Annotated in this window: 24 protein-coding genes and 1 tRNA gene; 9 read left to right on the top strand and 16 right to left on the bottom strand. The window is 72.4% G+C overall.

Annotation, left to right across the window (positions count from 1 at the left end; genetic code table 11):
- Window positions 1-21: 21 nt before the first annotated feature.
- A complete protein-coding gene (locus FGM06_RS00735) occupies window positions 22-2208 on the top strand; it encodes a PGF-CTERM sorting domain-containing protein (protein WP_144796501.1) in 2187 nt (728 codons plus the stop codon).
- Here the strand turns inward: FGM06_RS00735 and FGM06_RS00730 are convergent, their stop codons facing one another.
- Genes FGM06_RS00730 through FGM06_RS00720 form a run of 3 tightly spaced genes read right to left on the bottom strand, consistent with a single transcriptional unit; the run spans window position 2209 to window position 3958 of the window.
- Complete coding sequence (locus FGM06_RS00730) at window positions 2209-2616, bottom strand: rhodanese-like domain-containing protein (RefSeq protein WP_144796498.1); 408 nt, start codon at window positions 2614-2616, stop codon at window positions 2209-2211.
- On the bottom strand, window positions 2616-2942 hold the full coding sequence (locus tag FGM06_RS00725; RefSeq protein ID WP_144796496.1) for a cupin domain-containing protein: 327 nt from the start codon (window positions 2940-2942) through the stop codon (window positions 2616-2618). Before FGM06_RS00725 ends, FGM06_RS00730 begins: the two co-directional genes overlap by 1 nt.
- 59 nt (window positions 2943-3001) lie before the next feature.
- Window positions 3002-3958, bottom strand: a complete 957-nt coding sequence (locus tag FGM06_RS00720; protein ID WP_144796494.1) for an alpha/beta fold hydrolase — start codon at window positions 3956-3958, stop codon at window positions 3002-3004.
- A 274-nt stretch (window positions 3959-4232) separates the two neighbouring features.
- On the opposite strand from FGM06_RS00720, the gene FGM06_RS00715 reads away from it, so the two are divergent.
- The gene (locus FGM06_RS00715) at window positions 4233-5741 is read left to right on the top strand and encodes a sulfatase (protein WP_144796492.1); all 1509 of its coding nucleotides are present in this window, start codon (window positions 4233-4235) and stop codon (window positions 5739-5741) included.
- Window positions 5741-6163: a GtrA family protein gene (locus tag FGM06_RS00710; protein ID WP_144796490.1), complete on the top strand. Its 423-nt coding sequence runs from the start codon at window positions 5741-5743 to the stop codon at window positions 6161-6163. Before FGM06_RS00715 ends, FGM06_RS00710 begins: the two co-directional genes overlap by 1 nt.
- A gap of 13 nt (window positions 6164-6176) precedes the next feature.
- On the opposite strand, the gene FGM06_RS00705 is transcribed toward FGM06_RS00710, so the two are convergent.
- From FGM06_RS00705 to trmY, 4 genes are all read right to left on the bottom strand, one after another.
- On the bottom strand, window positions 6177-6878 hold the full coding sequence (locus FGM06_RS00705; RefSeq protein ID WP_144796488.1) for a TVP38/TMEM64 family protein: 702 nt from the start codon (window positions 6876-6878) through the stop codon (window positions 6177-6179).
- Between the two features lie 180 nt (window positions 6879-7058).
- A tRNA-Pro gene (locus tag FGM06_RS00700) sits at window positions 7059-7131 on the bottom strand.
- Window positions 7132-7226: 95 nt separating this feature from the next.
- Entirely contained in the window at window positions 7227-7694 is a 468-nt protein-coding gene (locus tag FGM06_RS00695) for a CHY zinc finger protein (RefSeq protein ID WP_144796486.1), read from the bottom strand.
- The gene (gene trmY / locus FGM06_RS00690; protein ID WP_144796484.1) at window positions 7675-8307 is read right to left on the bottom strand and encodes a tRNA (pseudouridine(54)-N(1))-methyltransferase TrmY; all 633 of its coding nucleotides are present in this window, start codon (window positions 8305-8307) and stop codon (window positions 7675-7677) included. Before trmY ends, FGM06_RS00695 begins: the two co-directional genes overlap by 20 nt.
- Window positions 8308-8358: 51 nt before the next feature.
- Here trmY and FGM06_RS15895 point away from each other — a divergent pair, with 51 nt between their 5' ends.
- A complete protein-coding gene (locus tag FGM06_RS15895) occupies window positions 8359-8502 on the top strand; it encodes a hypothetical protein (RefSeq protein WP_186310935.1) in 144 nt (47 codons plus the stop codon).
- Between the two features lie 33 nt (window positions 8503-8535).
- Here FGM06_RS15895 and pyrF read toward each other — a convergent pair whose 3' ends face one another.
- The 5 genes from pyrF to FGM06_RS00665 all read right to left on the bottom strand — a co-directional run bounded on the left by pyrF (window position 8536) and on the right by FGM06_RS00665 (window position 13836).
- Entirely contained in the window at window positions 8536-9366 is an 831-nt protein-coding gene (gene pyrF, locus FGM06_RS00685) for an orotidine-5'-phosphate decarboxylase (protein WP_144796482.1), read from the bottom strand.
- Window positions 9367-9426: 60 nt separating this feature from the next.
- Complete coding sequence (locus tag FGM06_RS00680) at window positions 9427-10176, bottom strand: class I SAM-dependent methyltransferase (RefSeq protein ID WP_144796480.1); 750 nt, start codon at window positions 10174-10176, stop codon at window positions 9427-9429.
- Window positions 10173-10955: a hypothetical protein gene (locus tag FGM06_RS00675; RefSeq protein ID WP_144796478.1), complete on the bottom strand. Its 783-nt coding sequence runs from the start codon at window positions 10953-10955 to the stop codon at window positions 10173-10175. The genes FGM06_RS00680 and FGM06_RS00675 overlap by 4 nt, the downstream gene beginning before the upstream one ends.
- A gap of 72 nt (window positions 10956-11027) precedes the next feature.
- A complete protein-coding gene (locus FGM06_RS00670) occupies window positions 11028-12734 on the bottom strand; it encodes a succinic semialdehyde dehydrogenase (protein ID WP_144796476.1) in 1707 nt (568 codons plus the stop codon).
- A gap of 82 nt (window positions 12735-12816) precedes the next feature.
- On the bottom strand, window positions 12817-13836 hold the full coding sequence (locus tag FGM06_RS00665; RefSeq protein ID WP_144796474.1) for an AI-2E family transporter: 1020 nt from the start codon (window positions 13834-13836) through the stop codon (window positions 12817-12819).
- 139 nt (window positions 13837-13975) lie between these two features.
- Here FGM06_RS00665 and FGM06_RS00660 point away from each other — a divergent pair, with 139 nt between their 5' ends.
- From FGM06_RS00660 to speB, 4 genes are all read left to right on the top strand, one after another.
- Window positions 13976-15151 carry an aminotransferase class I/II-fold pyridoxal phosphate-dependent enzyme gene (locus FGM06_RS00660; protein ID WP_144796472.1) on the top strand — a complete coding sequence of 392 codons (1176 nt, stop codon included), beginning with the start codon at window positions 13976-13978 and terminating at the stop codon, window positions 15149-15151.
- Between the two features lies 1 nt (window position 15152).
- Window positions 15153-15437 (top strand): hypothetical protein, encoded by a 285-nt coding sequence (locus tag FGM06_RS00655; protein ID WP_144796470.1) that lies wholly within the window; start codon window positions 15153-15155, stop codon window positions 15435-15437.
- Window positions 15438-15552: 115 nt separating this feature from the next.
- Window positions 15553-15930, top strand: a complete 378-nt coding sequence (locus tag FGM06_RS00650) for a translation initiation factor IF-5A (RefSeq protein ID WP_144796468.1) — start codon at window positions 15553-15555, stop codon at window positions 15928-15930.
- Window positions 15931-15937: 7 nt separating this feature from the next.
- The gene (gene speB, locus FGM06_RS00645; RefSeq protein WP_144796466.1) at window positions 15938-16786 is read left to right on the top strand and encodes an agmatinase; all 849 of its coding nucleotides are present in this window, start codon (window positions 15938-15940) and stop codon (window positions 16784-16786) included.
- Between the two features lie 22 nt (window positions 16787-16808).
- On the opposite strand, the gene FGM06_RS00640 is transcribed toward speB, so the two are convergent.
- Both FGM06_RS00640 and FGM06_RS00635 read right to left on the bottom strand, forming a co-directional pair.
- The gene (locus tag FGM06_RS00640) at window positions 16809-17060 is read right to left on the bottom strand and encodes a SelT/SelW/SelH family protein (protein ID WP_144796464.1); all 252 of its coding nucleotides are present in this window, start codon (window positions 17058-17060) and stop codon (window positions 16809-16811) included.
- Window positions 17061-17186: 126 nt separating this feature from the next.
- Window positions 17187-18812 (bottom strand): amidohydrolase, encoded by a 1626-nt coding sequence (locus FGM06_RS00635; protein ID WP_144796462.1) that lies wholly within the window; start codon window positions 18810-18812, stop codon window positions 17187-17189.
- Between the two features lie 81 nt (window positions 18813-18893).
- On the opposite strand from FGM06_RS00635, the gene FGM06_RS00630 reads away from it, so the two are divergent.
- On the top strand, window positions 18894-19343 hold the full coding sequence (locus FGM06_RS00630; protein WP_144796460.1) for a universal stress protein: 450 nt from the start codon (window positions 18894-18896) through the stop codon (window positions 19341-19343).
- Between the two features lie 27 nt (window positions 19344-19370).
- Here FGM06_RS00630 and FGM06_RS00625 read toward each other — a convergent pair whose 3' ends face one another.
- Complete coding sequence (locus FGM06_RS00625; protein ID WP_144796458.1) at window positions 19371-19742, bottom strand: hypothetical protein; 372 nt, start codon at window positions 19740-19742, stop codon at window positions 19371-19373.
- A gap of 100 nt (window positions 19743-19842) precedes the next feature.
- A complete protein-coding gene (locus FGM06_RS00620) occupies window positions 19843-20838 on the bottom strand; it encodes an alpha/beta hydrolase (RefSeq protein WP_144796456.1) in 996 nt (331 codons plus the stop codon).
- Window positions 20839-20859 lie beyond the last annotated feature (21 nt).

Raw genomic sequence — 20859 nt, 5'->3', positions numbered from 1 at the left:
GCGTCGCACGGTGATGGATCCATGACACGGTCGGGTTCGGATCCCGCGGTTCGGTCTCTCCTCGCCGTCTCGCTCGTCGCGGTCCTGCTCGTCGCCGCGCTGGGGGTCGCCGGAGGCGCGGCGGGCGGCGACCGCGGTGCGGCGGGCGAGACCACCTTTCACGGATCGGTCGGCCCCGCCTCGTTCGACGGGGACGAGACCGCCGGGACCGCCGGAGCCGCCGACGGGGAGCGAGGCACCGGGACGAGCCAGGTCGGCGACTCTGACGCGATCCGCCTGCGGAACGAGCTGTTCGCGACCGAGGAAGCCGGGACGGTCGGCGTCACGACGCGGGCGGAGCTGCCCGACCGCGTCACGGAGTTCCGGGTGACCCTGCTCAGCGCGAACGGGGACGCGGTCGAGGCCGACGGCTTCGAGCGGGCCGACGACGCCGGCACCGATGGATCGACGTGGGCGTGGGACGGGGAGACGCGGAACCCCTCGCTCACCTACGCGACGGACGCCAACGACACCGTCGAGGAGGCGGGGCCGCTCGGCGCCCGCGGCTCCTACCGGTTCGTCGACACGGGCGAGTGGGCGTTGGTCCGGACGCCGCGGACGAGCGCGAGCTGGTCGTACACCGGGCAGTACGACGGACAGGTCCGGCTGACGCGGGAGAACGCCGTCGACGGCGAGGGAGTCGCTTCCCAGGCGATGGCGTTCATCGGCCCGTACGAAGAGCACGTCCGCGAGGCGGACGGCCAGCGTTATCGGCTGATCGTCCCCGCGGCGGCCGACCTCGAGGCGACTCCCGAGGAGGTGTTCGGCGTCTTCGAGTCGGCGTCGACCGCGCTGCAGGTGGGCGCGCGCGACGAGACGGTGTTCGCGGTGGCGGCGCCCACCGACGGCGCCGAGTGGGGAGTCCGCGGGCTCCAGATCGGCGACGCCGACGTGTGGGTCCGGGACACCGAGCCGGCGGGCACCGCCGACGACGTGTGGACCCACGAGTACGTCCACACGCGGCAGGCCTACCGTGCCGACGCGAGCGGCCGGTGGATCACCGAGGCGAGCGCGACCTACTACGCCGCGCTGTTCGCGCTGGACCGCGGAGACGCCGACTTCGAGGCGTTCGAGCGGACCCTGGCGCGCGGCGAGCGCGATCCCGACGCCTCGGCGGTGCTCGCCGACCCCGGCACGTGGGAGCGGAACCCGGACTACACGAAGGGCGCGCTCGTCGCGGGCGAGATCGACCGCCGCCTCCGCGTCGCCACCGGCGGGAGCGCCTCCCTCGCGACGGTCCTCCGCGACCTGAACGCCGCGGACGGGCCGATCACCAACGAGGACGTCCTCGACGCGGTCGAGGCGGCCGCGGCCGAGGGGGCCGACGCCGAGACCGCGGCCGAGATCCGCGCCGAGGCCGAGCGCCTGACGACCACGCGGGAGACGGCGGAGACGTGGGACCGCGCGGCCCACGCCGAGGCGTTCGGCGAGACGCCGGCGCAGGTCGGCTACGCGCTCGCGGACGACGGTGTCCGCGCGACCGGCGAGTACCGCGATCGCCCCGTCGCCCGCGACCCGGTGGAACTCGTCGCGGGCGAGACGCTCGCGGTCGCGGTCGACGTCGCCAACACGGGCGGCGTCGCGGGCGAGTACGACCTCGCGCTGACCGTCGACGGCGAGGCCGTCGAGTCCCGGTCCGGAACGGTCGACGCGGGCGCGGAGACGACCGAGCGCTTCGAGCACTCGTTCGCGGAGCCGGGCGAACACGCGGTCCGGATCGCCGGCGAGCGCATGACCGTCGTCGTCTCCGAGCCCGCGCCGCCGTCGGTCCGCGGCGTCTCGACCGGCGCGGACCGCGTGACCGCGGGCGAGTCGGTTCGCGTCGTCGCGACCGTCGAGAACGACGCGAAACTCCCCGCCGGCGGCGACGTCGAGTTCCGCGTCGACGGCCAGACGGTCGGAACGGCGCCGGTCCGGCTCGACGCCGACGACAAGGGGACGGTCGCCCGGAACGTCACGCTCGGGGGGTCGTCCGGCGGGATCGGCGGCGACCGGACGGTAACCGTGAGCGTCGTCGGACCGGCAGACGAGGCGTCGACGACCGTCACCGTCGAGGGCGACGGACCCCTCGGCGGAGCCACCGACGACGGCGTCCCCGGGTTCGGTCCCGTCGCCGCCGTGGTCGCGCTCGGCGCTGCCGCCGGGCTGTTCGGTCGGCGCGACCCCTGATCAGAAGGGGGCCTCGGGGCCCTCGTCGGCCGCGCCGTCGCTCGCGTCGGGGTCGTCGTCCCCTCTCGCTGTCGTCGCCAGATCGCCGACCTCGCGCTCCCACCCCTCGATACCGCCGCGGAGGCTCTCGACGCGCGCGTCCTCGACGCCGGCGTAGCTCCCGATCAGCTGGGCGGCCTGCCGGCTGGCGATCCCGTGCGGGCAGACGGTGACGATCCGCGAGGCGCCCGCCAGCTCCTCGACGCGGGTCGTCAGCTCCGGGAACGGGACGCACTCGCTTCCCGGAAGGTGGCCGCGGTCGAACGCCCGCCGGTCGCGGATGTCGACGATCCGGAGGTCGGTCGGGGGGTATTCACCCTCGCCGTCGAGGAGCGCCGCCAGCTCTTCGGGGTCGATCTCGCCGTCCATCAGGGGAGCGGGCAGAGGCTCGCCGTGAGCACGGCTCGCTCGTCCGTGTCGTTCCGGGCGCCGTGGACCGCGCCGCGCTCGTTGAGGACCACCGCGGGCGCCGCGAGCGCCTCCGCGGTCCCGTCTCTGACGACCGTCGGCTCTCCCTCGATGACGTGGAAGACGTTGGTCGCGTCGACGTGTTCGTGCGGGTCGACGGCGGCGTCCGGACCGAGGACGAACGCCTTGACGAGCACGTCGTCGGTGACGACGAGCTCGGCGGTCTCCACCTCGCCCGCCGCGGGGTCGAGGTCGGCGACGGCGTCCGCGTATCTGTCGAGCGTCATGGCCGACGGTCGTCGCCGTCGATATAAAAGGTACGTGGCGGAAAAGACCCGCGGCGAGGCTACTCGCGCGCGCCGGGCGGGAGCGGGTCGGCGTGGTCGGCGATCGCCTGCGCGACCCGGTGCGGCTCCTCGTGGACGGCCCAGTGCGTCGCGGCGTCGAGGGTCAACAGCCGGCCGTCCGCGCAGTACTCCACGCTCCGGCCCGCCATCCGCTTGGTGAGGAACCGGTCCTTCGCGCCCCAGATCACCAGCGTCGGAACCTCGACGCGTGTGCGCTCGGGCTCGGGTCGGTCCCGGACGATCGCCCGGTACCAGTTCACCATCGCCTCGAAGGCGCCCTCGCGGTTCCACGCGCGGCGATAGCGTCGAATGTCCTCGTCTCCGAACGTGCCGGGGGTACTGGAGTCGCGGAGCCCGCGGACGGCCAGCCGCCAGTTCCCCGCGCTGGCGACCGCCTCGGGGAGCTTCGGGAGCTGGAACGCGAGCATATACCAGCTCTTGAGCCGCTGGTCCCACGAGCTCCGGAGCGTCTCCCTGAAGACGGTCGGGTGCGGGACGTTGACGGCGACGAACTCGGAGACGCGGTCGGCGTGGTGGAGCGCGAGCCACCACCCGACCGCCGCGCCCCAGTCGTGGCCGGCGACGGCGGCGGTCTCTCGGCCGTACGCGTCGACGATGCCGACGACGTCGCGGGCGAGCTCGCCGATCCGGTAGTCGCTCACGGCCGGCGGCTTCTCAGAGAGGTTGTACCCGCGCTGGTCGGGGACCACCACGCGGTACCCGGCGTTGGCGAGCGTCGCGATCGCCTCGTGCCACCCGTACCAGAACTCGGGGAAGCCGTGGAGCAGGACGAGCAGCTTCCCGTCCTCCGGCCCCGCCTCGACGACGTGGAGCCGGACGCCGTTCGTCTCGACCGCTCGCGACTCGGCCGGCACCGACTCGGGGATCTCGTCAGTCGGGACGTGGGCGTCGAGGGCGTCGACGCCGCGGACCGCCTCGGTCGTCGCATCGGTCATGCGTTCCACTTCGCCCGCCCGCGGCAAATAGCTACGCTCGCCGCCGTCTCCGAGATGCTCGCCGCCGTCTCCGAGATCGAAATCCTCAAGCCGCTGGCATGCGCTCTCTGGGGTATACTCGTGTTGCTGACGCGCGGCTCGAAGAGGCGGGGGTCGGTCGCCGGCCCGTCTCCTCGTCAGAGAACCGTGTCCCGCTCCAATCGCCGAGGGGACGGGACACGACCGGTCGGGCCGTCTCGCGGCGTCGCGGCGTCTGAGGTACCCATAGCATAACATGGCACCGGACACGTCACACTCGGACGAGACGGAATCGGAGTCGTCCACTGCGGCGGGGTCGCCGACGACGGAATCGGAGCGCGAGGTCTCTAACGTCGTCCTCGTCACGATCGATTCGCTGCGGGCCGACGCGATCGCGCCGTACGACGCCGATCGGATCTCGCCGGTGCTCACCGATCTCGCCGCCGACGGAACGACGTTCGACCGGGCGTTCGCGACCGGGAACTGGACGCCGTTCTCGTTCCCGTCGATCCTCGCGTCGGAGCCCGTCTTCGCCCGGAACGGCGACATCGGGGTAAAAGACGCGCGGACGCTCGCCTCGGTGCTCTCGGAGGCCGGGATCGCGACCGGCGGCTTCAACGCCGCGAACGGCTTCCTCACGTCTCACTGGGGGTACCCCGAGGGGTTCGACGAGTTCGAGCCGTTCGTCACCAGCGTCGGGTCGAGCCGGTACAGCCGGTACCTCGCCGCGCACCCGACGGTCGAGGCGTGGATCCAGCTGCTGGCCTCGCCATTCCGGCGCCTCAAATCCAAGGTCAGCGGTCAGAGCGACGACCGACCCTTCCTCGACGCCTCGCGGATGTTCGACGTCGAGGACGCCGCCACCGAGTTCATCGACGAGACGGACGGCCCCTTCTTCCTGTGGACCCACTACATGGACACCCACACGCCGTACGTTCCGGCGCCGCGGTACATCCGCGAGGTGTCCGACGGGCTCGTCGGGACCCACCGGATGCTCCACGCGCACACCCGCACGAGCCTCGGGCTCGAAGTGGGCGAGCGGACCCTCCGCGACCTCCGGACGCTGTACCAGGCGACCGTGCGGCAGGTGGACGCGAGCGTGGGCCGGCTGCTCGACGCCCTCGAGGCGGCCGGTGTCGCCGACGAGACCGCGATCGTCGTCGCGGGCGACCACGGCGAGGAGTTCCAGGAGCACGGCCACCTCGCGCACTACCCGAAGCTGTACGACGAGCTCATTTCCGTTCCGCTCATCGTGAACGTCCCCGGCGAGGACGGCGGGCGCGTCTCCAGGCACGTCGGGCTCGACGCGATCCCGCCGACCGTGGCCGACCTGCTCGGCGTCGAGTCGCCGCCGGAGTGGCGCGGGGAGTCAGTCGCGCCGGCGGTCCGAGGCGACGGCGAAGCCGATCCCGACCGAGACCCCGTCGTCTCCGTGACCGTCCGGGGCGAGGAGGTGACCGAGCAGCCGATCCCGCGGTCGATGGCCGACGGCGACCTCCTCGTGAGCGTCCGCGACGCGGAGTGGACGTACATCGAGAACGCGGACACGGGGGAGACGGAGCTGTACCACCGCCCCTCGGACCCCACCCAGCAGGAGGACCTGTCCGCGGACCCGACCGACGAGGAGCTGGCCGTCGTCGAGCGGTTCGCGCCGATCGCCGCGGACCACGTCGCCGAGCTCCGCGACCGGGAGGGGGAGGCCGCCGGGGACGACGAGGTCGACGAGGACCTCGAGGCCCGGCTCGAGGCGCTCGGCTATCGGTGATGGTCCGGGCGATCCTCCGCAACCTCGTCAGCGGACCGATCGCCGTTCAGATGCGCCGGTTCGTCGTCGTCGGCGCGTTCACCGCGGGGATCCAGATGGGGCTGCTCTGGCTGTTCGTCGACGCCGCCGGGATCAACTACCTGATCGGCGCGACGGTCGCCATCGAGATCACCATCATTCTGTCGTACGTGTTCAACAACGCGTGGACGTTCGAGGCGAGCCAGAACACGGGCACGGCGGAGTACCTCTCCGGGCTCGCGAAGACGAACCTCGTCCGCGGCACCGCGATCCCGATCCAGCTCGGCGTCCTCTACGCGCTCGTGGAGTGGGGCGAGGTCATGTACCTCGTCGCGAACGCGGTCGCCATCTTCCTCAGCGGGCTCTACCGGTTCGCGCTCGATTCGCAGTGGACGTGGGGATGACTCCGGTCCGCGGTCAGAAGGGAAGCCGGGGTTCGACGCGAGCGATGACGTCGCGGATCGCCTCCTGCTTGTAGTAGCCGACCACAGACGCGATGACGACGACGAGGATGAGCGCGATCCCGGAGAGGAACCGCCCGCTCGCGAGCTCGCCGCCGGCGTACACCGTGAGCACGTACGCGGGGAGTCGACCGACGGCGATGACGCCCATGAACGCCGGGAGCTTCCACTTCGTGAGCCCGCTCAGGAAACAGATGGCGTCGTCCGGGAGCCCGGGGATGATCACGAACGCGAACAGCCCCGGGAGCCCGACCGTGTCGACGAACCCGTCGAACCGATCGATCACGTCCGCGTGGATCACGTCCTCGACGAACGACCGGCCGTAGCGCTTCGACAGCGAGAACGCGATCGCGCTTCCGATGAGCACGCCCGTGACGCTGTAGACCGTGCCGGCGAGTGGGCCGAAGAGGTACCCCGCGACGAGGGCGACGACCTGTCCCGGGATCGGCGCGACGATCACCTGAAGCGCCTGGATCGCGATGAACACGAGCGGCGCGAGCACGCCGAACTGCCGGAGCCACAGCCGCAGGGCCTCGGCGTCGGTGAGGAACGCGGCGTACTCCCGAACGAAGAGGTAGAGCCCGGCGAAGGCGACCGCGACGGCGACGATCGCGAGGATCCCCCGCCGCCGGTCCGACGCCGAGGCGAAGAGCTTCATTCGTGTTACACCCGGCCAGCGGTGGACTTGAAGGTTGTCAAAAGCGCGATTCGGAGTTGCGGATCCTCCCCGGTTGGCTCCGTGGCCGGGGGAGCGCTCTCATCGTCGTCTCACGCCTGCCGGTGAGCCGCCGTCTCACGCGGTACGGGCCGCTACGCGGTTCAAAACGGATGCGGGAAGTGGGCCGGCACGAATTTGAATCGTGGTTACGGCCACCCGAAGGCCGAAGGATACCAAGCTACCCCACCGGCCCGCACTCGACAGAAGGCCGTTCGTTCTTTTAACCTTTCCGAATGCCGGAAACGGTGGCCGCTCGGCCCCGGCTCGATCCGCCGCCGAGCGACCGGCTCACGCCTCGAAGTACCGATCGCGGTGCTCGCGACAGCCGGGGTTGAACTCGACGCCGCAGCGCGGGCAGGCGTCGTCACCGGGCGAAGCCCGGTTGCCCGAGGGACCGTGTCCCTCGCTGTCGTCGGGCTTCGCCCGACTGTCAGAGGCGCGTTGCGCCTCTCCGTCGCCGTCGAGGTACTCGCGGGCCGAGAGGGTCGCGCGGCAGACCCCGCAGAGCACCGCCGGCTCGTCGAAGCGGTCCCGAGGCCACGGCTCGGCCGGGTGATCCGCCGCGGCGTCGTGACAGGCGTCGCAGGGGTAGTAGGCCTCACAGCAACCGAACCGGAGCGCGATCACGTCGACGGGGTCGTCCCAGTGAGCGCAGCGCGTCTCGGGGTCGACGGCGACCCCGCGCAGGGGGACCGCGAACCGGTCGTCGGTCGCGGGCGCGGTCGTGGTCCGCCGGTCAGTAGGACTCGTAGCCATCGGTGTCGAGCCAGTTGTGGACGACCGAAACGGCGTGGTCGGCGTGGAGCAGTTCGGGGCCGACGCGGACGCGGCGCTCCGCGCGCTCGGCGAGCAGCGACTCCTCCCCGTCGGTGAAGTCGCGGTGGTCCGAGAGGACGAACACCGGGTCGTCGGGCGGCGCGGCGTCGACGAGGGGGTCGCCGTCTTCGTGGAGCTGGACGAGGGTCGGGTCGGTGGCCCCGCCGCTGGCGCCGCCCGTCCCGTTCGAGTCCAGCAGCCGGTCCAGCGTCGCTTCGAGCCCCATCCGGCGGAGCTCGACCCCCGGTGAGACGTCGGCGGGCATGTGCCCGATCGCGTCGGGCTTCGCGGCGAGTGCGTCTCGAACCCGGGCGGCGACGTTGCGCTCGTCGGGGTGGAGGTGGCGGAGGCTGTCGGCGTCGAAGGTGACCGTGAGCGCGTCGTCGACGACGAGGTGGACCCGCACGGAGTCGCGGATCCCGTGCGAGAGGAAGACGCCGGTCGCGACGCACCGGCAGAGCAGGTCGAGCCGGCCCGCGCCGGGCAGGTCCGACAGCGAGACCGCGTCCGGATCGGTCGGCGCCTCGTGGGCGACGACGACGAACTGGCGCATACGGTCGGGTCGACCCGGACCCTGATAAGGCACGCGACCGGAGATCGGCGCATGAGCGTCGCCGGACTCTGTCAGGTGTGCGAGGCGGCACAGGCGCGCCACGGCTGCCCGCGGTGCGGCCGCGCCGTCTGCGACGACCACTGGAACGACGGCGCTGGCGCCTGCACGGCGTGTCTGCAGGGGCGCCAGCAGTAGCGGAGACGCCGACGGCGACCCGGCGCGAGCGCCCTATCGATACCGGTTCAGCCGCTTCTTGAGCCGCTTCGCCGCGTCGCCCGCGGCGCCGAAGTACGTCGCCTCGTCGCCCGGGCGGCTCGACTCCTCGCCGGCGAAGATGATCCCGCGTGAGGAGTTGACCAGGCCGACGTCGACGTCGGCGTCCGGCCGGGCGGCCAGCCCGTGTTCGACCGCGGCTTCCGCGTCGCCGCCCTGCGCGCCCACGCCGGGGACGAGGAAGGGAATCTCCGGGACGATCTCGCGGACCTCGGCCAGCTCCTCGGGCGCGGTCGCGCCGACCACGAGCCCGACGTTGCCGTTTCCGTTCCACACGTCCGCGAGCGCCGCGACGCGCTCGTAGAGCGGTTCGCCGGAGGCGAGTTCGAGGTCCTGGAGGTCGCTCCCGCCCGGGTTCGAGGTTCGGCAGAGGACGAACACGCCCTTCTCCGCTCGGTCGAGGAACGGCTGGAGGGAGTCGCGGCCGAGGTACGGGTTCACCGTGATCGCGTCGGCATCGTCGAGCGCCGCGGCGTACCGCCGGGTGGTGTTCCCGATGTCGGCGCGCTTGGCGTCGAGGAGGACGGGGACGTCCTTCCCGTGGGCGTAGGCGATCGTCTCCCGGAGCGCGCGCCAGCCGTCGGCGTCCTCGTAGAACGCCGCGTTCGGCTTGTAGCAGGCGGCGTGCTCGTGGGTGGCGTCGATGATCCGGCGGTTGAACGCCCACCGCGGCAGGTCGGCGTCGGCGACGGAGTCGGGGAGCCTGCTCGGGTCCGGGTCGAGGCCGACCGAGACGACGCTGTCCGTCGACTCGATCCGGGCCGCCAGCGTCTCGAAGAAGCTCATGCTCGACCGTGCGTCCGGGGGCGCGCTAAACGTTGCGTTCCGCCACGCGGCTCGCGCCTCTCAATCGTCCACGGGCCCGTGTCCGGCGTACATCGCGATCGTCCCGAACAGGTACCGCGCCTCCGTCACCGTCTCCGCGTTGTCCGCGAGCGCCCGCCGCGCGGCCGCCGTCCGCGCGTCCAGCCGTTCGAGGGGGTCGTCTGCGTCCAGGTCGAACAGCCGACCGTTCATGCGTGCGAACGCCGAGAGCGCGGCGTTCGCGGGGCGGCTCCCGCGCGGCGCGAACGCCGCGACGACGACCGTGTCGGCCAGCCCGCACCAGTCGCTCACGACCGCGTACGGGTCGGAGAACAGCGACGTGACGAACGTCGCGAGCACCGCGTCGGCCGACCGGACCGGCGGATCGGTCGCGTCGCCCCGCACGAACGCGACGTTCTCCCACCCTCGGCGCTCCGCCAGCCCTCGCGCCCGGTCGAGCATCGCGCCGGTGACGTCGACGCCGACGACGCGTCCCGTCGGGCCCACGGCCTCTCGAAGGGCGGGGACGTTGACGCCGGGCCCGCAGCCGAACTCGACGACGGTGTCGCCGGGTTCGAGGTCGAGCGCCCGCACGCAGCCCGCCCGCACGCCGCCGACCGACGCGGTCGCCCGCGCGAACCAGTCGTAGGTCCGCGCCCACGCGGCGTAGCCGCGCTGGATTCTGTGCGCTGCGGACTCGTCGGCGGCCGCCGCGGAGGGGCCGCCGCCCGAGCGAGTCTCGCCGGTCCGCGCCGCCGACCGCGACCGCGGGCGCCGACGGTCCCGGGTCACGACCGGGCGCGCACCGCGGCGGGGGCGGTCTTCGGCCACCACAGCTCCGGCCCGTCGCGCGCGACCGTGGAGTAACACCGCTCGCTCCCGTCGCAGTCCCGCGGGCGCTGGTAGTCGATCCCCCGCTCCGCGAGGTACGTCACGTAGCCGTCGTCGACGCGGTCGAGCTTCTCGTGGCACACCCACTTCTCGCCGTAGATCCGCGCGCCCACGTCGCGGTACGGGCAGGTGAACTCCGTCCGCTCCGCGCCCGCCTCGCTCTCGGTCTCGTCGATGTCGACGCCCACCGACCGGTACGCCAGCCTGAGCCGCCGGACGACGCGCTTCGGCGACGACGCGCCGAGGAAGAGCCCGTGCGCGAGGGCGTAGCCGAAGCCGTGGAGCAGCCGCTCGACCCGCGTCAGGTCGTCCGGGTCGTCGTCGAGCATCGACCGCAGGGTCGCGTACCACCCCGCGACCTCGGTAACCTCGTCGGCCGCCTCGTCGGCCGCCGCGAGCGCCCGGCGCTTCTCCGGGAGTGGCGCGGCGCCGTCCGAGAGCCGGAACGACGGCACCGCCTCGACGTGTTCGAGCACGTCCTCGCGGAGGATCTCGCCCGCGGCGTACGTCTCGGTCAGCTTCCCGAGCTCGGGGTACCACTCGCGCGTCAGTCTGCCGTACGTCCCGTCGAGGAGGTCGTCGACGCGATCGGTCGCGTCGGAGTCGACCGATTCGGCGCCGTCCGCCGCGGGGAACGCGTCGACGACCCGCCGCAGTTCGGCGGGATCCGGTCCTGCCATGGTCTCACGTGGCGGGCGACCGACTTGAATCCGGAGGTCGCCCGGGAGACTCCCCCTCAGCCGTCGTCCGAGCTATCTCAGCCCGACCCGCTCTTTCAGCCGACGCGCGCCCCGGCTCGCTTTCCGGCCGAGCGCGGTCGCGGCGAATGCCCCGCGCACGAACCAGTCGGTCGGGATCCGGTCGGGGAAGCCGAGCGGGCCGACGCGGGAGACGCCGATCGTCCGCGACTCGGCGTACCGCCGGATTCCCTCCGGGCCGTGGCGGCGGCCGAGCCCCGAGTCGCCGAACCCGCCCATCGGAGCGTCGACCGCGCCCCACGTCGCGAGGAAGCCGTCGTTGACGTTGACGGTGCCGCAGTCGATCTCGCGGGCGACCGCCGCGCCGCGCTCGCGGTCCGCGGTCCACACGCTCGCGTTGAGCCCGTACGGCGAGTCGTTGGCGGCGGCGACCGCGGCGGCCGCGTCCGGGACCGGCGTCACGACGGCGACCGGGCCGAACGTCTCCTCGCAGGCGACCGTCGCGTCCGGCTCGACGTCGGTCAGGACGGTCGGCTCGTAGCAGTACGGCGCCACGTCCGGCCGGTGGGTCCCGCCCGTTTCGACGGTCGCACCCGCCTCCCGGGCCGACTCCACGTGGTCCCGGACGCGGTCGAGCTGGTCGGCGTCGATCAGCGAACCGAGGTCGGCGTCGTAGTCGTAGCCGGTGCCGAGCGAGAGCGCCTCCGTCTCCCGGACGAACGCGGCGAGGAACGGCTCGTAGGCGGACTCCTCGACGTAGAGCCGCTCGGCGGAGAGGCAGAGCTGGCCGGCGTTCGAGAAGCAGGCGTCGACCGCGCCGCGGGCCGCCTCGTCGACGTCGGCGTCGCCGAGGACGACGAGGGGGTTGTTGCCGCCGAGCTCCAGCGAGCAGCCGATCAGGTTCCGGCCCGCGCGCTCGGCGACGGTCCGGCCCGTCTCGGTGCTCCCGGTGAACGCCACGTGGTCGACCGCGTCGATAAGCGCGGGCCCGACCGTCGACCCCTCGCCCGTGACGACCTGGAAGAGGTCGTCGGGGAGGCCGGCGACCTCCAGCAGTTCGGAGAGCACGAGCGCCCCGTAGGGCGTCTTCTCGTCCGGCTTGCAGACGACCGCGTTGCCCGCGGCGAGCGCCGGGAGCGCGTCCGCCATCGACAGCGTCAGCGGGTAGTTCCACGGCGAGATGACGCCGACGACGCCGACCGGGTCGTAGGTGACCGTCGCGGTCGTGAGCCCCGGGACAACCCCGCGACGGCGCTCGTCGGCGAGGACGCCGGGCGCCTCGTCCGCGAGGTAGCCGCAGCCGGTCGGCACGTCGAACAGCTCCTCGACCGCGGTCCGACGGGACTTCCCGGTCTCCAGCTGGAGGAGATCGAGGAGCTCCTCGCGGTGGTCGAGCACGAGGTCGCCGAACCGGTCGATGACGGCGGCGCGCTCCGTCGCGGGCGTTTCCTCCCACGCGGCCTGCGCCGCACGCGCGCGCTCGACCGCGGCGGCGACGTCGGCGCCGTCGCAGGCCGGAACCGAGCCGATACGCTCGGTCGTCGCCGGGGCGAACACGTCGATGGTGGCGCCGTCGGCGGACGCGCCGCTCCCACCGGACGGGTCGCTCGCGCCGGGCGAATCCGTCGAGGCGGGCGAGGACGCTGGCGCCGAGCGACGCACGCGCTCCGCGAGGTCGTCGAGCCGTCGCGTCGAGAGGCGCGGCGCGTCCGCGAGCGCGGCGGGCGTGTCCGTCTGGGACGGCGGGTCCGTCGGGGACATCGGTTGTCCGAGGGAGGGTCGGGAGCGGGAAAGCCGTGCCGGTGAATCGGCCGCCGACCGGTCCGGTCGTCCCCGTCTCCGGTCACTCCGTCGAGTCGATCGCCGGCTCGGCAGGGATCGACGTCCCCTCGTGTTCGGAGAGCAGCTCGATGATCTCCAGCAGGAGCGACACGACGAGCGGCCCGACGATGATCCCGACCGCCCCGACGGTGAGGATGCCCCCGACGAAGCCGACGAGGTAGAGGCCGGGGGATATCTTCCCCGTCCAGTCGGCGAGCTGCGTCCGGATCACCGCGTCCGGGACGAAGGAGACGACGCCGAGGCCGAAGACGACCACGAGGACCGCCCGCGTCGTCTCGCCGAGCAGGAGGTCGCCCGCGCCGAGCGTGACGACGAGCACGCTGGGTCCGACGACGGGGACGAACTGGAGGACGCCCGCGATGACGGCCAACAGGGCCGGTGACTCGTATCCGAGGATCGAAAACAGGGCGAACGCGAGCACGAAGGTCGCGGCGGCCGTGGCCGCCTGGAGGATGTAGATGGAGTACAGGGTCGTGCGCGTTCGATCGTGCAGTCGCGTCGGGATGTCGCGGTACTCCGGGGGAACGACCTTGAAGACGGCGGTGCCGACCGCGTCCGGCCGGAGGAGGAGCCCGTACACGAGGATCGTGAACACGATGAGCTCGAGCGCGATCCGCGGCGCCGCGGCGGTGAGCGCGAGCGCGAGGTCCCGGAGGGCGATCCGGACGGCCGACACCACCGGCGCCACCTCGATCGGGAACCGGAGGCCGAGCGCTTCCACGACGAGGACGTCGGGGATCTGTCCGAGGAGGTCGATCAGCCGCGACCGCTGCCGGTAGAGGACGTACAACAGCGGAATCACGAGGAGCGCGGCGGCGAGGAAGGAGACGACGGTGGACGCGGCGCTGGCGACTCGCCGCGACAGTCCGCGGCCGACGAGCCGCTGCCGAAGCGGATAGAGGACGTACGCGAAGGTGACCGCGAAGACGACGGTTCGGAGCACCTCGGCCAACACGAACGCCGCTATCGCGGCCGTCGCGACGAGCAGCGCGCCGAGGACCCGGGAGCGAGAGAGTATCATGCCGTCACGTCTCGACGGCGGATGAAAGTCGTTCCGACGGCCGAACTGGCCGTCCGAGCTGTCCCCGCCTGAGCGGTCCGGGACCCGCGTCGCCGTCAGGGACCGTAGCACCTAACCTCGCGCCACTCCCACGTCCGGTATGCGCATCGACCCGTTCGGCCTCGAACGCTGGTTCGCGGAGTACGAGCACGAGGCCGACATCATGTTGGCCGAGAGCGGGATCCGCTCGCTCGACGCGAGCCGGTTCGATCTGGACCCCGGTCGGCTCGACTACGTCATCCCGACGAACGGTGACCCCGAGTTCCGCGCGTCGGTCGGCGACCGCTACGGCCGAAGCGCCGACGAGGTGCTGTTCACCTGCGGGACGCAGGAGGCGAACTTCCTCGCGTTCCTCTCGCTGCTCGGCGACGAGGCCGGCGTGGGCGGCGAGGGATCGAGCGACGACTGGGCGGACGACGCCGACGCGATCGGCTCCGGCACCCACGCGGTCGTTGTCACACCCACGTACCAGGCGCTCCACGCCGTTCCCGACGCGTTCGGCGACGTGACCCGCGTCGAGCTGGAGCCGCCGGAGTGGGAGCTCGACCCGGACGCGGTCGCCGACGCGGCCCGCGACGACACCGCCGCGATCGTCGTGAACAATCCGAACAACCCCACCGGCCGGTACCACGACGAGGCGGCGATGCGGGCGGTGTACGACGTCGCCGTCGAGCGCGACGCGTACCTGCTCTGCGACGAGGTGTACCGGCTGCTCGCGGACGAGCCGCACCCCCCGGTCGCGAGCTTCGGCTCGCACGGGATCTCGACGACGAGCCTCACGAAGGCGTACGGGCTCGCCGGGCTCCGGTTCGGCTGGATCGCCGGTCCTGAGGCGGTCGTCGAGCGCGCGTGGCGGTGGAAGGATTACACCACCATCTCGCCGTCGCTGTTCGGCCAGCACGTCGCGAGGCAGGCGCTCGGCCGGCGCGAGCCGCGGATCTTAGAGGAGAACCGCGAGCTGGCGGCGACGAACCGCGCGATCGTCGCCGATTGGCTGGACCGCCACGACCTCGACTGGTACGATCCCGTGGGCGTCAACGGGTTCGTCACCGTTCCCGACCGCTTCGACGACGCCGAGTCGTTCTGCCGGACCGTCGTCGAGACGGAGAGCGTCGTGCTCGCCCCCGGCGACCTGTTCGGCTTCCCGGACCGCTTCCGGATCGGGTTCGGCCTGCCGACCGAGGAACTGGAGGAGGGGCTAGAGCGCGTGAGCCGCGTGATCGAGGGCGCCGGAGAGGCCACGAGCGAAGGCGACGACGCGGAGGGGGGTGCCTGAGATGGGCTTTTTCAGCGAGCTCAAAGAGGACGTCGTCGGCTTCGTCCGCGACCCGACCGACGAGCAGAAGGCGCTGTTCGTCGCCTTCGTCGCCATGGCGATCGCCGACCGCGCGCTCTGGTGGATCGACTTCCCGTTCGTCGTGCGGACGACCGCGGCGGTCGGGGTCGGCTTCATCGGGCTGTTCGTCGCCAGCTACCTCATCACCGGGCGGTTCGTCCCGCCGGACGGGAACGCGGACGACGAGGACGAGCCCGAGGAGTACGTCGACGAGATGGATCCCTGACGCGGGCCGCCCCCGAGGCGCTCCGTCCCCCGAGCGTCGGCGGCGACCCGGCGCCGAACGCCGGCGTCGACGCCGTTCCAAACCGTTTATACCCGCGCCGGAAAAAGTAGCGCGCATGCCGCGAGAGCAGAAGCAGGTTCGCGAACTCCAGGAGGGCAGCTACGTGATGATGGACAGTTCGCCCTGCAAGATCAACCACTACAGCACAGCCAAGCCCGGCAAACACGGGAGCGCCAAGGCGCGCGTCGAGGGCAAGGGCGTCTTCGACGAGAAGAAGCGCTCGCTCTCCCAGCCGGTCGACGCGAAGGTCTGGGTCCCGATCATCCAGCGGAAGCAGGGCCAGGTCGTCTCCGTCTCCGGAAACGACGCGCAGGTCATGGACCTCGACACCTACGAGACGTTCACGATGCGCATCCCCGAGGGCGAGGACTTCTCCTCGGACGACAACATCGAGTACCTCGAGTACGAGGGCCAGCGCAAGGTCGTCGGGTAGTCGAGGCATGTTCCCCGGAGCGACGACCGACCGCGAGGCTGCTTCCTACGTGGTCGTCGGCGCTCCCCTCGACGCCACGACCACTTTTCAGCCGGGCACCCGGTTCGGACCGGACCGGATCCGGCGATTCGCCGAGACGTACGACGACTACGACCGCAGGACGGACAGCCGCTTCTCCGCGCTCGGCGTCCACGACGCCGGCGACGTCCGCCCGTGGGACGACGTCGAGGCGTACCTCGATCACCTCGCCGCCGAGCTCCGGAGCGTCGCCCTCGACGACGCCGTTCCCCTCCTCGTCGGCGGCGAGCACACCGTCACCTACGCCGGCGTCGAGGCGGTCGACCCCGACGTGCTCGTCGTCTGCGACGCGCACCTCGACCTCCGGGACGCGTACGACGGCAACCCGTGGAGCCACGCCTGCGTGACGCGCCGATGTCTCGATGACCTCGGCGTCGACCGGGCCGTGATCGTCGGCGCGCGCACCGGCTCCGAGGCGGAGTGGGACCGCGCCGCCGAGGCCGACGTCGAGGTCGTGCCGCCGGAGGAGGCGCGCGAGTGGCTGGACGGGCTCTCCGGAGACGCCGCCGACAGCGACGACCCCTTCGCCGGCGAGTCCGTCTACTGCTCGGTCGACGTCGACGGGCTCGACCCCGGCTTCGCGCCGGGGACGGGGACGATGGAGCCGTTCGGGCTCGCCCCGCGCGAGGCCCGCGACCTCGTGCGGGCGGTCGCGCCCCGCGCCGACGGCTTCGACGTCGTCGAGGTGAACGACCGCGACGACGGGCAGGCCGCGGCGGTCGCCGGCAAGCTCCTCCGGGAGTTCGTGCGGACTCACGCGGCGGTGCGCGACGACTGAGTCTCTCTTCGAGCGCGACCGCTTACGACAGCTCCGAGAGCCGCCGCCGCGCCGCGCTGACGGCCTCCATCGCGTCGATCCACTCGCGCGGGTCCGTACACCAGATGCGGTCGCCCTCGACGCTGACGCAGAACACGGAGTCGGCGGAGGGCGAGAGGGTTACCCCGTCGACGTCGGACCGGTCTCCGAGGTAGGCGTCGATCAGGCGTCGGGCCGTCTCCGCCTCCGGCTGGAGGCGACTCCCGGCCGCGTACTCGATGGCTATCTCTGCCATGTCCGGATATACGAACTACATGATTAATAACTACTGTTTTCTGGCAGCGCTTGCGGCGTCCCCGAGAGGGGGGTCGTCGCGCGCCGGCGGTGGCCGTCGCGTCGCAGTCGCGACGACGCGACCGACTCAGCGCCCGTCGTACACGACCTCGCCGTCGACGACCGTCATCGCGACGTCGACGTCGCGGATCGCGTCCGGGTTCTCCCACGGCGACGCGTCGAGCGCGACGAGGTCGGCGCGCTTGCCGACCGCGACCGTGCCGAGCCGGTCCTCGTCGAAGCCGGCGTACGCCCCCCCGCGGGTGTACGCGCGCAGCGCCTCGGTCACCGTCAGCCGCTGGGCCTCCGCGGGGGCGTTGACCGCGTGGTGGACGCCGAGGAGGGGGTCCATCGGCATCCCGTCGGAGCCGAACGCGAGGCGCACGCCCGCGTCGAGCATGTCGCGGTAACGGTTCGTTTCGGCGGTCCGCTCCGGTCCGAGTCGGGACTCGTAGAGCCCGCCCTCGCCCGCCCACTTGAGGAAGTTCGGCTGGACGCTGGCGACGACGCCCGAATCGGCGAGCCGCTCGATGGCGGCGTCGTCGGCGAGCTCGACGTGCTCGACCCGGTGTCGCGCCTCGCCCGGATCGGTCTCGGAGGCCCCCTCGTACGCGTCGAGGACGGCGTCGACCGCCTCGTCGCCGATGGCGTGGGCGGTGAACTGGTAGCCGGCCGCGGTCGCCTCCGCGACCGTCGCCGCCAGCTCCTCGGGGTCGACGACCCACTGGCCGGTCTCGTCGGGGGCGTCCGCGTACGGCTCGGAGAGCCGCGCGGTCCGGCCGCCGAAGCTCCCGTCCGTGTACGACTTGATCGCGCCCGTTTCGACCGTCCCGCTCCCGTCGTTCGTCCCGAGACCGACCTCGCGGAGCGCGTCGAGGTGGTCGCTCCAGTAGTTGATCCGGACCCGGGCGGTCAGCTCGCCGGCCGCGTCGAGCTCGCGGTAGGCCCGCGGCGCGTGGGAGTTGCGCACCATGTCGTGGAACCCGGTGATCCCCTTCGCGGCGCAGTCGTCGAGCGCGGCCGCGACGATCTCTCGGGTCTCGGCCGGGCCGGGCTCGACCGCCTCGTAGATCGGGTCGATCGCGCTCTCCAGGAGGACGCCGGTCGGCTCGCCGTCCGCGTCGGTCGGCACCGTCTCGTCCGGGCCCGCGTCGATCGCGTCGGCGAACCGGTCGAGGGCGACCCCGTTGACCGCGGCGACGTGCATGTCCTCGCGGAAGGCGGCGACGGGCCGCTCCGTCGAGACGTGGTCGAGGTCCGCCCGCGTCAGGTAGCGGTCCTCCGCCCACGTCGACTCGTCGTAGCCGTAGCCGAGGACCCACTCGTCGCCGGCGCCGTCCTCATCGGCGACCTCGCCAGCGCGTTCCGCGTCTCCCGCCCCGGCCGCGCGTTCCGCGTGCGCCACCTCCTCCGCCCGCTCCGCCAGCAGGTCGACCGCCTCGTTCGGGGAGTCGGCCGCCGAGAGGTCCGCGTGCACGAGGTAGCGGCCGACCGTCGTCAGGTGGGTGTGCGCGTCGACGAAGCCGGGGAGGAGGACCCGCCCGCCGAGGTCGACGACGTCGGTGTCGACGCCTTCGAGGAACTCGACCTCCCGGGTGGAGCCGAGCCTGACGATCTTCCCGTCCCGGACCGCGACCGCCTCGCGTGTCTCGTCGGGCGCCGCGAGCGTGTGGACCTCCCCGTTCACGAACAGTCGATCCGCGGCGGCTGTCATGGCCGACTCCGGGGCTGGCAGCGTGTTAACCGTTCGGGAAACGGCGACCAATTTATTCGGTGACGCCGCGAATCGCCGGGTATGTACGACCGCATCCTGCTCCCCACCGACGGCAGCGAGGGCGTCGACCGCGCGATCGACCACGCCGTCGACGCCGCGGACCGATACGGCGCGACCCTCCACGTGCTGTACGTCGTCGACAGCGACGTGATCAACGCCTACTCCGGCGACGAGTTCGTCGACGGGGCGGAGGGAGCGGAGGAGACGCTGGAGGAGCGCGGACGCGAGGCGCTCGACGCGGTGGCGGCCCACGCTGCCGACGCCGGCGTCGACGTCGTCACCGACCTGGTGTACGGCGTCCCCCACGAGGAGATCCTCCGGTATGTCGACCGGGAGGACATCGACCTGACGGTGATGGGGTCGAAGACGCGCTCCGGCGACTACCGGCGGATGCTCGGATCCGTCACCGAGCGCGTCTCGCGCCGGTCGACCGCGCCGGTCAGCATCGTGAAGACGACCGTCGCGGAGTGAGGTCGACGGCCGCAGGAGCGGCCGCGTTCAGACCGCGCTCAGCGACCGAACGAAGGGGATCCCCACGGCGTCGGTGACGCCGGCGAACGGGAGCAGCGCGAGCACGAGCACGGCGGCGGCCCAGGCGACGAAGCCGATGACCCCCGCGTGGAGCCACGAGACGCCGTAGCGCCGCCGGATCAGCCACACCCACGCGACGAGCGGCATGAACTCCCCGATCAGCGGGAGCCACGAGAGGAACAGCGCCGCGAGCGCCCAGACGATCGCGCCGAACAGCGCCGTGAACACGGCGTGCTCGTAGTCGCGCGTCCCCGTGACGACCGCGGCGGCGACGAAGATCGCCAGTCCGCCGACGAGCAGTCCGACGACGAACGTGACGGCGGAGCCGATGAGCGACATGCCTCACCTCTCTCGGCGAGCCACTTGGGGTCGTCGCCGCGGTGTCCCAACGGGTCCGCCGTTCGGGACCGACGCCCTACAGCCGTTCGGGACCGACTCCCTACAGTCGCTCGCGCACGTCGCCCGCCACCGCCGACAGCGCCGCCTCCGCGACGGCGACGCGGTCGGCGAGGCTGCAGAACCCGTGGGCCATCGCCGGGTAGTGGCGGTGCTCGACGGGCGTCCCCTCCTCGCCGAACCGCTCCGCGAGCGCGACGCCGTCGTCCCGGAGCGGGTCGAAGCCGGCGGTGACGACCGTCGCGGGCGGGAGCCCGCCGAGGTCCGCCGCGCGGAGCGGCACCGCGAACGGATTGTGCGCATCGACCGGGCTCCGGAGGTACCGGTCGTAGAACCACCGCATGTCCGCGCGGGTGAGCAGGGGGCCGTCGGCGTTCTCGCGGTACGACTTCGTCTCGAAGTCGTCGCCCGCGATCGGGTAGAGGAGGAACTGTCCGGCGACCTCGACGGGGTCGCCCCTCATATCTCGGTCGTACAGACACGCCGCGAGCGCGAGCGTCGCCCCCGCGCTGGTGCCGGAGACGCCCAGTCGGTCCGGGTCGCCGCCGAACGCGGCCGCGTTGTCCGCGACCCACTCCACCGCCGCGGCCGCCTCGTCGACGGCGACGGGGAAGGGGTGTTCGGGCGCGAGCCGGTAGTCGACGGAGACGACGACGGCGTCGGTTCGTGTCGCCAACTCGCGGCAGGGGCCGTCGATGGAGTCGAGGCTGCCGAGCGTCCAGCCCCCGCCGTGGAAGTGGACGAGAGTGCGAGCGCCCGCGGCGTCGCCATCGTCGCCGTCATCGCCGAGGCCGCCGCGGGAGCCCGCCGCGTCGATCGCCGCCTCGGGCCGGTACATCCGCACCGGCACCTCGCCGTGGGGGCCGTCGAACGCGAGGTCCCGGACCTCGGCGACGGCGGGCTCCGGCTCTCCCGAGAACACCTCGTCCTCGACGCGCCTCGCGGCGTCGACGGAGAGGGCGTGCCACTCGGGGAGCCCGAGGGCCTCGATCTCGTCGACGACGGCGGCGAGTTCGGGGTCGAGTTCGTCCGCGCGCATGGCGGACGGAGGCGGTGCCCC

It is taken from the genome of Halorubrum depositum, assembly GCF_007671725.1.
Taxonomy (GTDB): Archaea; Halobacteriota; Halobacteria; order Halobacteriales; family Haloferacaceae; genus Halorubrum; species Halorubrum depositum.
This window is presented reverse-complemented; position numbering and strand designations above follow the sequence as displayed.